The following is a 12517-nucleotide window of genomic DNA, read 5'->3' on the forward strand; positions in this document are numbered from 1 at the left end:
TGGGATTAGAAGTAAACTTTTGCTTATAAAGTTTTTTTGAACTTTCCTTTTTAAGATGCCTTTGGTAATGTAATACAAAAAGTACTTCCTTCGCCAAGGATACTTTTCACCTTTATCTCACCTTTATTTAGCTCTATAAGTTCCTTGCAAATTTTTAAGCCAAGTCCAGTTCCTGTTTCTTGTTGGGTACCCTCCGTGGTAAAAGTATCTTCTGAAAAAAGTCTTCCCAGATTTTCCTGAGGTATCCCGACTCCAGTATCCTGAAAACAAATCTCATAATGTTTTTCCTTTTCTTCAGAGTGTAAGGTAATAGAATCTCCAGGTTTACAAAATTTAATAGCATTCGCTATTAGGTTTTGTGATACGATGGAAAACATGTCTTTGTCAGCAAACACCATTGTAGAATCTAGTTGATTCTCCAGTTTAATATCCTTAAGCTCTGCTTTAGGTTCGAAAAAGGTAAATTTGCTATGGATTACATCTTTGATATTAAACTCAGTTGGTTTTGCATTCAACTCTTTCATTTGTGATTTAGACCAGTTCAGCAAATTATTCAACATAATCGAAGTTTGATGTGTTTTGTTTGCAAGCAAGGGAATAATTTCCTGAAACTCTTCTGTAGATATAGCATCTTCTTTTAATAAATTTAATGTGCCATCAAGACCGTGAATCTCATTTTTTAGATCATGAGAGATGATCGAGAATAGTTTGTTTTTCACCTGATTAGACTCGTTCAATTCTTTTATGTATCTTTTTCTTTCTTTACGTGTTTTTATGATGAAAATTAAAAAGATGAATATGAGAATCGAAACGCCTAAACTTATAAAAGTAAATATTCGATACCTATATAATTCTTCTTTTGTTTGTAGTTCTCTTTTTTTCTGTTCTTCCAGAAGTTTTAGTTGTTCTAGTTCAGATTTGAAACGAGCTTCTGCTTGTGTGATTTTTTCTGTAGTTTCATCAGATGAATTTTGATCTGCTATCTCCTGATATTTCTTTTGCCATGCGAATGCTTTTGTAAAATTACCTCTTGCAGAATCTAATGTTGCAGAATATTTATAATTAGTAAGTAATAAAGGGGTAGTTTTTAGCTTTATTAATTCTTTGCGCGCTTCTGTCAATAGACGTTCTGCTTCTTCATATTTTTCTGTTCTGATTGCGATTAAACCTAATTGTTGTTTTGTATTTGCAGCAACTTTATTGTTTTGTGCTCTTAGAGCGGCGTAATACGAAGAGTCATAGTATTTTTTGGATTTTTGGTATTCTCTTTTATCCAATGCTAAAGATGCAAGTCTGTTATATGCTAAAGACTCACTTAATGTACTATTATTTTGTTTACTAATCTTTAAGGATTCTTTAGTCAATATTTCTGCACTATCTATTCTTTTCTGTGCAATGTAGACTAAAGCTAAATTATTAAGGGACGCTCCTAGTTTTTTTGAATTGTGTTGCTTTTTTAGAGCAATTGATTTTTTATAATATTTTTCTGCCAGTTCTAATTTATCTATATCCGAGTAGATATTAGCCATGTTATTATAGGTACTAGATAAAACTAAACCGTCTTTTATTCTTTCAAAATATAAGTTAGCTTTTAGGATATAATGTATTGCTTGTTCTGAGTTTCCTCTTCCTTGTTCTATTGTTGATTTATTATTATTTATGATGGCTAGGCCTCTCGGGTAGTTTGCTATTTTATAATAAATAATGGCTTTGTCATAATTATGAAATGCTTTTATATGCTGCTGCGTATAATTATAAACATTTCCAATTTGGGTATATACATCACCAATTCCTTTGTTATACTGTATTTTCTTAGAAATAGATAGTAGTTTATTCTCATAAGATAATGCTGTCTCATACTTTCCTGTTAACCAAAGTTTTTTAAAATGTTTCATGGCGTTATCAAAAACAACAGAATCTTTCTGTGTTTTAATTGTAGGAAGTATACTATCCAAAGATTTGTTTTGCGAAAATCCAGAATAACATAATAGCATAAGTAGGCCAACGATAAGAGTAGTTTTTTTCATATATTCTATTTTGGGAAAACAGATTAAATGCAATTTAGATCCGCAAAATACTAATATTTTACTTATTAACTATTTATTTGTAGTACTATTCTTTCTAAAATATGTTGTTTTTTATGGTTTTGCCGTAATTGATATGTTTTTCGGATTTTAATAGTAGAGTTTACTTGCAGAAATTAACGTGCGTGTAATCAATATTTTATTGATTATAATCTATTTAGTATATTCAGTAGATGTATTATGTTTTGATATAAGCTTTTGGTCGCACCAATACCATACGGCATCTTCACTCCCAGGTTCATACGGAGCAAACTTGTCGAATTCCATGCCAATTTTTTCCATCACTCTGATTGATGCTTTATTTTCTTTCATTGCAATTGCAATTATCTTTTTTAATTTGAGTTTATCAAATCCGTAAGTCAAAATTGCCTGAGATGCTTCTGTTGCAATACCCGATCCCCAAAATTCAGGCAAGAATCTATAACCAAGGTCAATTTCATCAAATTCTGGTAAATAGGCTAAACCGGCCCAACCTACAAATTGCATCCCATTCTTTAGAACAGTAGCCCATCTTCCGTATCCATACTTATCATAATCGTTAATTCTTATCTGTATTGCCTTTTCTATTTCTTCGATAGATTCAACCACAGGTTCCCCAGTATATTTTTGTACATCTGGATCAGAATACAACCTAAATAGTTTCTCCTTATCATCCAGAGTAATTCTTCTTAACAATAGTCTTTCTGTTTCAATTAAGGTCTTCATTTTATTGCTTATAATGTTTAATATGTGTCAAGTCGGGCAGGAAACAAGTGATTACTTTTGTTTTTCTTATTTAATACCTACCTAAGAACTACAATTACTAAAATATATAATAAAAGAAGTTCTAGATCAAAAGATTTCGCGACTTTGTCAATAAACAACCATCTTTCGAATTAACTTAAATCTCCTTATCTGCTGTATATAGCGTTATATACTCTTTTTGTTTTTTTCAATTCCATTTAGTTTGTGCACAAAGTTTTTAAGATTATTTTTCCAGTCCAATTTGATATTTTCATTCCTTAAGTTCCTATCTTTATTAAAGTCTAATTGTATTTCGGTATTTCTAATTATGCAATGTGTACAATCATTTATGTAAGTTTCGTAGGTCATATAATCCCACCAAGCTATAAAATCTAACCAAATTGGTTCATAAACAGGATTTCTACGAATTGACCAAGAGTATATTAGATTAGGTGTTTTATCATTTAATTCCCATCTAGGTTTTCCTTTAAACTCTCTTTCAATTTCTTCAATTATTGTCCACCCTGATTTCTCCAATTGATTCCTCAATTCAGTAATCTGTTTCCCTTGTTTTGTATTGGCTAAATTAGTCTTAGACATTCAATGGTCTTTTGTAGCGAATTGTAATTGTATGTAAACATATAATTTACGATTAATGTTTTTTTTAAAGAAACTAAAAATTCTCAATATAAAAAACCACGACATTGGGTATCGTGGTTTTTGTATAAAATATAGTACGGAGATTATTCCGTTATTTTTTTGGATCAAGTATTAATGAAATTCTCTCTGCAGCATCTTGTAAGTGATAACGTGTCATTCGGTCTGCTGTTCTACCTATAGCATTTCTGAGATCTCGCTGTAGGTTTTTTAGTTCTGCTCTAACAATTGGTCGAATATCACTTTGTGAAACGTTTACATTAGTTCGTCTTACAAAACGTCTAAAATTTGGTGGTATTGGCGCTTGTTCCTTTGTCATTAAAAATTCTAACCTTTCGATATATGCTCGCTGAAGATTACGACGATATACATCAATTACAGTACCTTTTCGTAACTCACTCCAGATGCCTGATCTTAGTTCTGTCATCATATCAATCAGGTTATAAGCATCCTTGTTATTGATAGCTTCGTTTTCTATTAATCGCGCCATTCTACCCTGATCAAGTAAATTGTTTAATGTTCTGGTCTGAAATCCTCTTACACGTTCCACACTACCGGCAGATTCTATTTTATTAAAAATAGTACTGTCTAATAACCAATCTGGAGTAGAAAACAACTGCTCTTGTAGAAATGCCATGGCACGTTTTTGGTTTTCCTTAGTTACATGCGTATATACGGCACCTTCTTGATCGTAGGTTTTGTAGTATTCGTATACACCACCTATGTTAGACGCAACGTGTCCCATGTATCTGTTAAATTGGTTTAGAACCTGACCATACATGGTTTCTAGATCATCATAGTTTTTTCCATCTTCTGCGGTCCATTTTATTAGATTAGGTACAATCCTTTTTAGATTGGCAATACCATAAGTACTTGCTTTTACGGCATCGTCGCCAAGATCTTCTGTTTGTGAACTAGGATCTATTACTCCAAATTGTTGTCTACCAAAACGGTATTTAGGATCATCGGCATGTTTTAGAATCCAGCTATCTAAGGTTTTCTTTTCTTCTTCTGCTGTAGTTCCAAGAATTGGACGATACCCCCATCTAATGGCATGTTTATCGTAGATTCCTATTTCTGGCATGAGTGCTACATCGCCATCACCTGGTTGTGCTATGTAATTGAAACGAGCATAATCCATAATGGATGGGGCTGTTCCATATTTTTTAGTAAACTCAGGATCACGAAGTGATTCTACGGGATATGCAACACTGCTTCCCATATTATGTGGTAATCCTAGTGTATGACCAACTTCATGAGAAGATACAAATCTAATTAACCTCCCCATAACTTCGTCTTTAAAAGCTACTCCTTGCGCATCTGGATTGATCGCTGCTGTTTGCACAAAAAACCAGTTACGTAATAACGACATTACATTATGATACCAGTTAATATCACTTTCTAGAATTTCTCCTGATCTTGGATCACTTACGTGCGGCCCATTAGCATTTGGTATTGGAGAAGCTAAATAACGAACAACTGAGTAGCGTGCATCTTCAGGACTCCAATCTGGATCTTCTTCTTTGGTAGGAGGATCTTTGGCAATGATTGCTTTTTTAAAACCAGCTTTTTCAAAAGCTACTTGCCAGTCTTCTATACCTTGTTTAATATATTTTCTCCATTTTTCTGGTGTAGCTCGATCGATATAGTAAATAATCTGTTTTTTAGGAACTACTAACTCTCCAGTATTAAATTTTTCAACATCTTCATCTCGTACTTCTAGTCTCCATCGATCTAAATATCGTATCGTTTTACTTTCTTGTGCCTCTAGTCCATAATCCGTTTGACCTCTAGCAAACCATCCAACACGTTGATCAAATATTCTACGTTTCATAGGTGTTTCTGGAAGTAAAATCATAGAATTACTCATTTCTAAAGAAATTGTTCCTGTACTTGCATTAGAAGGAGGCTCTCCAGCGTTATATGTTTTTACATGTCGTGTTTCTATATTAAGAGGGTAACTTCTAATAGAATCTATATACGACAAGCTAGCATCTAATCGTGTAATCTTGTATCTTTTTCTTCTGGAAGCAGGGAAACCAAGTGCTTTCACATCTTTTTTAAATAAATCTGTGACATCAATAACCGTGGCGTTATTAACAGAATCTTTATGAAATGCTTTTATAGGAAACGAAAACAATACAGGTTCGAAATTCGAATTCTCAACGGCCTCATGAATAGGTAAAGAATCAGCAGCATATATCTGATGAGATACAACGCGAAGTAATACTTGTTTGTTTTTTCTTTGCCATCTAAGTACTTGTGTATTTTGTTTGCCACCACCAAAACCAATTCCTGTGGCGGTTTTAGCAATTCTTGTAACCATTAACATTTCTCTGTTGAACAAAGAATCTGGTATTTCATAAAAGTATTTGTCTTCTATGTTATGAACTGTAAAAAGCCCTGGATCACTTTTTGCTTTTTTGGTAATGACTTCACTATATGGTTTGATAGCATTTTTGTCTTTGCCAGGTTTTTTTGCTCCTGCAGTTGCAGGAGTTTTTCCTTTTTTATTCTGAAAAGCAGAACAACTAGAAAATGTAACTACTACTATTAGTAATAGATATAGAGTACTTTTGCGCATGAGTTATTTTTTATCGGCCGAAGATAAAGAAATACATATGGGTTATAAGTGAAAGGAAAGTTAAAACCTATACGTCAGATGTTTAGTGTTTTAAGCATTGAAAAGCATAATCTTATAAGAATTAGAATAATTAAATTACTTTAGTCTTCAATTATTAAAGTGCCTTATGCAGTATAGTGTGTCAAATCATTTACTTAGAATATTTCTTTATCTACTTGTTTGTGTATATGTTATTTGGCTTGGAGTGATAATCGAACCTGATACGATAAGTTATGTAGGTCTGTCTTTGATTACACCGCCAGGATATGGTACTTTTTTGTTTGTTTTTCGGAAGTTATTTGGAGAAGGTCATTATTATCCCATTATAGTATTCGTTCAATTGGTTTTAGGATTTGCCTCTTCTATATATTTAGTTAGAACTATAAAAAATGTATTTCAGGTAGATAAGAGATTATTGATTTTAATTGATGTTGTTTTATTAGCCCCTATTTTTATTCCTGAATATTTGACCGTAAATCGCATCGTAACCCAGGGTTTGGCGTATCCTTGTTTTTTGGTCATTGCAGCATTTTTGATTCAATATCTTTTTTTGAACAATAAAAAAGTAATCATCTATCTACTATCTAGTGTTTTTATAGGAATGTTAATACGAACACAGTTTTTCTTTATCATTCCAGTATTGTTGTTGATTTTTGGATATCAGTGGTATGCTACTAAAAATTTCAGAAAATTTGCAATTCCAATCATTGTAATAGTACTGTTCCCAATGTTAATTTCATTAGTGCAAAAAACATTTAACTATGTTGTTCACGATACTTATATAAATATTTCAAGTACAGGACTTCAGGTAATGATTATGCCTTTTTTTGTAGCGGATCAAGAGGATTATAAGATTTATGATGATTCCAAAACTCAGGAATATTATAAGCATATGTATCAAATTGCTATGGATCGAAAATTACTGGATGATTTTTATGTCCCAGTGAATGATAATGTATTTCATCATTTTGATTATAATTTTGTCAATATATCTTATGGAGTACTTTCTATAGAAGGAAGAAAGTTTTTAATGCCATCAAACCCAGATTCTCCTGAAGCATTGATTGCTAATGATAAATTCTTAATGAATATGTGGTTGCCTTTGTTGTTAGATAATTTCTGGAAGTGCTTAGATCTTTTTTATAAGAACGTAGAAAATGCTTTTGGAGGATTTTATATGATATGGTTATCGCTATTGCTCTTAATAGGTTCTTTATATTTTTGGATGAAGTATAAAGAAAAATTGGCTTTAATAGCATTTATATGGATGTTGTTCACTTTTAGTAATGTCATTTTGGTATGTATTGTACAGCATAGTATAAGTAGATATATGATTTATCATCAATGGATGCTTCCTGTTTTACTTATTTTATTTCTAGATGTGATTGGTAAAAGATTATATCCTATTTCTGCATCAGAAAATTAATCTTTATTAGATTGAGTTACTACTTCTAGTGTGGTTTGATATAGATCGGATTTTAATACCCAGGCTTTTAACCAGGCATAAAAACTCATCGTAAAAATATCTTCCTGTTCAGGATTATTTCGACTTAAGGAATCTTTTATTTTAGCTAAAAACTCTTTTGTATTTATAGTGTCACTATGTAAGTAAAAGCTCATTGTTAATGATAGAAACTCCAAAACTCGATCTTCATTATTGTTTTTAAGGTAATTTCGATGCTTTTTTCTAAATCCTTTTACTCGCGATTCTACAATATCTATATGATCTAGTTCGATATGTAATAGTATTTCTGTAAGGTTTTTTTTAATCACCCAGATAATTCCGGCTTTTTCAGTGTACCAAGTATCGCTATGATGTAATTCATTTAGTAATTTTAAGGCTTCCTTACATCGAGATTGCTGAAAATAGAATACAATTAGGGTTAGTTTTAGATCTAAAATATAAGAGGTTTGATCTTTTATTTTGTTGAAGTCAAAATTTTCTAAAGACAATATTGCTTTTTCTGCTTGGCCAGTGTAATTATAATTCAGAGCTTTCAGTAGTTCAAGTTGAGGGAGGAATCTTTTGTAGTACTTACCTCTTTGCTTTGTCATCTGTTGCTCCATTCTTTTTAGATATTCTTGCGATGTGACAAAGTTTTTATTTCTAAAATAAGAATTAGCAACATAATATAGTATCTGAATATGGTAGAATAGATGCTTATCAGTAAATTGTTCCTTTGATTCAATTTGTTGATAAGTCTCTTCTACAAAAGAAAGAATCGAATGAAAATTACGAGCTGCATTTGCTGCTTGATTTATGATTTCGAGTATTTTGAATAATGATCGAAACGTCAAGTCATTTGTAATTGAAAGGTCGAAATTATCCAAAGAATCACTAATGGTTTGAGCAATATTGCTACGATTTTGAGAAAGCTTATCCTGAATGTTAGCGTAAAAAAGATTTAAGTTCTCCTCCTGTTGTAATAACTTTTGATTATTTCTAAAATCCTTTATTAAATGATCTAAAGATGTGTCTGGATCTACATGTGAATATTGAATTTTAGTATAATAAATCTCATGCAGTATACTAAATAGATCATAGGTTTTAGCTTTTAATGTTGCCTTTCTAATGGTTTTTATTGCAATTTTATATTGTTTTTGTTCGAAGAAAATTCTGCTGGCGAGGAGTAGTTTTAATATTTCCATCTCTTCAGAGGTTTCACTGTCAAAACTTTTGGTAGCAATAAAATCGATTAAGTTATCGTGTAATCTTTTACAGAGAGCGTGAAAAGCACCTTTAGCTCTTTTTCCGTATAACTGTATATCTAAGTCTTTTCTATTATCATTTATAGGATCTAATAGTTTGAATAATTGAATGTTTTTAGTGTCATTTCTTTTATTTTTCTGTTTAAGGGTGCTTATAAAACTTCTTTTCTCTTCAGAAGATAAGGTAGCAATTATAGAAGAAATTGTGTTCATTATATCGTAAGTATATGTAGGGTGATTATACTGTAAATATTGAATAAATTACTTAATAATCACAAATATATCATAAGTTTTTTGTGAATATTGAGTTTTTTAACCGATCAAGTCGTTGCAAATTTGTCCTGTTCAAAACAAACAATTGAAATAAAAATTTAATCATCAAAATCAATTATTATGGACTACAAGTTTAGTAACGATGTAACAGAAGAAATTAAAAAAGATGACATCGCTAAAAAAGAAACTAAAGTATATGATCAAAAACCAACACCAGCATTTATAAGTGCTTCTTGGGTAGCATTGTTTGCGGGTATGATTTCATTCTGTACTGGTTTGTGGAATGCAGAAATGCTATTAAATGAAAAGGGATATTATTTTACCATCTTATTATTTGGTCTATTCTCTGCAGTATCGGTTCAGAAAAATGTACGAGATAAGCTAGAGGGATTGCAGGTTACAGAAATCTATTACGGTATCAGTTGGTTCGCGGCATTAGCATCTATTGTGTTATTGATCATAGGTTTATGGAATGCAGATCTAGATCTTAGTGAAAAAGGATTTTACGGGATGTCATTCACACTTAGTTTGTTTGCTGCCATTGCAGTGCAAAAAAACACTAGAGATAAAAAATTCATTGAAAGTAAGGATGCATAATTGGAATATTAATCAAAAGGAGGAACTGCATTTTTGTAGTTCCTTGTTTTGATGATTAGAAAAGGCAGCTGCTGCTGTGGCTGTCTTTTTAATTTAAAGTTGATTGATAGTTTTTACTTAATATTAAAATCAAGAAGTTTTGAAAAAAGAAAAAATAGGAGTTTCCTTACTACTTATTTTGGGTTTGATTGTAATAATAGGAATGTTTTTTATAAATCCAATTATACAAAAAGAATATTATCATTTGTTTAGTGATTCTAGAAGCTTTATGAATATTCCAAATTTTTGGAATGTGATTTCTAATTATCCGTTTATAGTTGTTGGAGGTTTAGGTATAATCAATTTTATGGCTATCAAAAAATCCATGTTATCTTATACATTACTTTTTTTTGGTATAGTATTAGTTGGAATTGGTTCGGGTTACTATCATTTATACCCTACTACTCAATCCTTGGTTTGGGACAGGTTACCAATGACTGTAGTATTTATGACATTGTTTTCTATTGTAATTAAAGAGTATATATCAGAGAGGATAGGTGGGTTGTTTTTATGGCCATTAATTTTAATAGGTATATTTTCTGTAGGATATTGGGTTTTCAGTGAATCAGGAGATCTGAGAATTTATGCATTAGTACAGTTTTATCCAATGTTGTCTATTCCTATAATCTTAATTTTTTTCAAATCTAAATATGGTAACGATTTTGAGTATTGGATACTTTTAACGGCATATATAATTGCGAAATTATTGGAATATTTTGATACAGAAATTTATAAGTTACTAGGGTTTGTTAGTGGTCATTCATTAAAACATTTAGTTGCAGCTTTAGGTCTTTATTTCTTATTAAGTGCTTATAAGAAAAGAAATTTAACTTTCGAAAAAAGCTTTAAAAGGCCTTTAGGATTTTCTTCTCAATTGCAAAAGGAAAAAATATCATAAAGGGTAGCTATTTTGTTAATAGACCAAAATTTATAAGTAACAATCATAAAAATTATGAGTTCAAAATTTAGTAAAGAATTAAAAGAATTGGTCAGAGATCAAGTGATCTCATCTGAGATTTCAGATAAGATAGCGCTATATTACGATCAGAAGCAGGCTGCTAAACCTAATAGATTGTTTACGATATTTGGGGTTTTTGGAGCATTACTTGTAGGGTCAGGTATTATCCTGATGTTAGCGCACAATTGGGATGATTTCTCAAGAATGACAAAGACAATTTTGGCATTTATCCCATTGCTAATAGGACAATGCACAGCAGGCTTTTCTATTCTAAAAAATAAAAGCCGAACCTGGAAAGAAGCCTCAGGAACTTTCTTGTTTTTTGCTGTTGGAGCCAGTATATCTTTAGTGAGTCAGATTTATAATATATCAGGTGATTTAGGTTCTTTTTTACGCACATGGATTATACTTTGCTTACCATTGATCTACCTTCTTAGATCTCATGCAGTTACATTGCTGCTGATATTATCAAGTACTTATTACGCTACAGAGGTAGGTCTTTGGAATAATAGAGGTAATGATACACCTTGGTTATATGTGCTCTTTATTTTGGTAATCATACCACATTATTGGTTGCTGATAAAGAATAACCTACTCAGTAATACAACAACAATTTTTAGCTGGATTATACCCGCAAGTATTACAGTTGGCTTGAGTGCATTTGTAAAAGGTAATGAAGAATTAGGTTTTGTTATGTATATGACCCTTTTTGGAATATTCTATAATATAGGCAGATTGTCTGTATATAGAGAATTAAGAACACTAAGAAATGGTCATCTAATTATCGGTTCATTAGGAACTATTATTTTGCTAATGATATTTACATTCAGATGGCCTTGGGGAGAAATATATGATACGACGATGTATGTTTCTCAAGAGTTTTATACTTCGCTGTTTTTAGGAGTCATAGCAATTACCGTTTTGGGATATACGCTCATTAAAACAGGGATCCGATCGATAAATCTGTTTCAAGTTTCATTTATAATATTTGGAGTGCTATTCTTCTTGCTTTCTGATATGATTACATTGCCTATGATTCTAACTAATGTGTTGGTATTTGTATTGGGAATTACAGCTATCAAGATGGGTGCTGATACATTTAATTTTGGGATTCTTAACTATGGATTATTAGTTGTTTCCATACTGATAATATGCAGATTTTTTGATACCGATATGAGTTTTGTAATACGAGGACTGTTATTTGTCATTGTGGGGATTGGGTTTTTTATGACCAACTATATGATGCTAAAAAGACAGCAAAAAAATAAGTACACTAAAAATATACTGAAATGAAAATCATCTATTTATTTATACTATTTATTATAGTAGCGTTGGCTCAGATTTTTGTTCCTATCCAAATGGTTATGGATAGTGAGGATGTAATGATTTCTGGAGAAGCCTATAAGTTTAAAACAAGACCGATTGATCCGACAGATCCTTTTAGAGGTAAGTACATTACACTGCAGTATGAGATGAATCATTTTAATACAGAAGATTCTACGTATGTGGTAGGAGAAGAGATTTATATTTATCTTAAAAATGATAGTGAAGGTTTCGCAGAGGTCTCTCAAATCAGCAAAACACCTTTACAAATAGAAGCCGATTATGTGACTGCTCGAGTAACCTATTATTATAAAGGTAAAGTGAATTTTCAATTGCCTTTTAATACTTTTTATATGGAAGAAACGAAGGCATATGATGCGGAGCTGGCATATACTAAAGCTAATAGGAGTGGCTCATCTAATAATGTATATGCGTTGGTATATATCAAAGGAGATAATGTAGTTCTCAAAGATGTACTCATTGATGATGTTCCCATACAAGAGTACGTAGAGAAATAAAATTTTTGGATTA

Annotated in this window: 10 protein-coding genes; 5 read left to right on the forward strand and 5 right to left on the reverse strand. The window is 31.4% G+C overall.

The window, feature by feature from the left end; all coding sequences use genetic code 11:
* Window positions 1–50 precede the first annotated feature (50 nt).
* The 4 genes from D1818_RS18715 to D1818_RS18730 all read right to left on the reverse strand — a co-directional run bounded on the left by D1818_RS18715 (window position 51) and on the right by D1818_RS18730 (window position 6048).
* Complete coding sequence (locus tag D1818_RS18715) at window positions 51–2027, reverse strand: tetratricopeptide repeat-containing sensor histidine kinase (RefSeq protein ID WP_118460640.1); 1977 nt, start codon at window positions 2025–2027, stop codon at window positions 51–53.
* A 210-nt stretch (window positions 2028–2237) separates the two neighbouring features.
* Window positions 2238–2789 carry a GNAT family N-acetyltransferase gene (locus D1818_RS18720; RefSeq protein ID WP_118460642.1) on the reverse strand — a complete coding sequence of 184 codons (552 nt, stop codon included), beginning with the start codon at window positions 2787–2789 and terminating at the stop codon, window positions 2238–2240.
* Window positions 2790–2993: 204 nt separating this feature from the next.
* Complete coding sequence (locus tag D1818_RS18725) at window positions 2994–3407, reverse strand: hypothetical protein (RefSeq protein WP_118460644.1); 414 nt, start codon at window positions 3405–3407, stop codon at window positions 2994–2996.
* Between the two features lie 151 nt (window positions 3408–3558).
* Window positions 3559–6048: a zinc-dependent metalloprotease gene (locus D1818_RS18730; RefSeq protein ID WP_118460647.1), complete on the reverse strand. Its 2490-nt coding sequence runs from the start codon at window positions 6046–6048 to the stop codon at window positions 3559–3561.
* 178 nt (window positions 6049–6226) lie between these two features.
* On the opposite strand from D1818_RS18730, the gene D1818_RS18735 reads away from it, so the two are divergent.
* Window positions 6227–7513 (forward strand): hypothetical protein, encoded by a 1287-nt coding sequence (locus D1818_RS18735; RefSeq protein WP_158596897.1) that lies wholly within the window; start codon window positions 6227–6229, stop codon window positions 7511–7513.
* Here the strand turns inward: D1818_RS18735 and D1818_RS18740 are convergent.
* A complete protein-coding gene (locus tag D1818_RS18740) occupies window positions 7510–9009 on the reverse strand; it encodes a hypothetical protein (RefSeq protein WP_118460652.1) in 1500 nt (499 codons plus the stop codon). The genes D1818_RS18735 and D1818_RS18740 overlap by 4 nt on opposite strands.
* 180 nt (window positions 9010–9189) lie before the next feature.
* Between D1818_RS18740 and yiaA the strand changes: the two genes are divergently transcribed.
* The 4 genes from yiaA (at window position 9190) to D1818_RS18760 (ending at window position 12504) form a co-directional block, all read left to right on the forward strand.
* Window positions 9190–9666 carry an inner membrane protein YiaA gene (gene yiaA / locus D1818_RS18745; RefSeq protein ID WP_118460654.1) on the forward strand — a complete coding sequence of 159 codons (477 nt, stop codon included), beginning with the start codon at window positions 9190–9192 and terminating at the stop codon, window positions 9664–9666.
* A 139-nt stretch (window positions 9667–9805) separates the two neighbouring features.
* Complete coding sequence (locus D1818_RS18750; RefSeq protein WP_118460656.1) at window positions 9806–10603, forward strand: ceramidase domain-containing protein; 798 nt, start codon at window positions 9806–9808, stop codon at window positions 10601–10603.
* Window positions 10604–10657: 54 nt separating this feature from the next.
* A complete protein-coding gene (locus D1818_RS18755; protein WP_118460664.1) occupies window positions 10658–11956 on the forward strand; it encodes a DUF2157 domain-containing protein in 1299 nt (432 codons plus the stop codon).
* The gene (locus tag D1818_RS18760) at window positions 11953–12504 is read left to right on the forward strand and encodes a GDYXXLXY domain-containing protein (RefSeq protein ID WP_118460666.1); all 552 of its coding nucleotides are present in this window, start codon (window positions 11953–11955) and stop codon (window positions 12502–12504) included. Before D1818_RS18755 ends, D1818_RS18760 begins: the two co-directional genes overlap by 4 nt.
* Window positions 12505–12517: the final 13 nt, after the last annotated feature.

It is taken from the genome of Aquimarina sp. BL5 (assembly GCF_003443675.1).
In the GTDB taxonomy this organism is placed as follows: Bacteria; Bacteroidota; Bacteroidia; order Flavobacteriales; family Flavobacteriaceae; genus Aquimarina.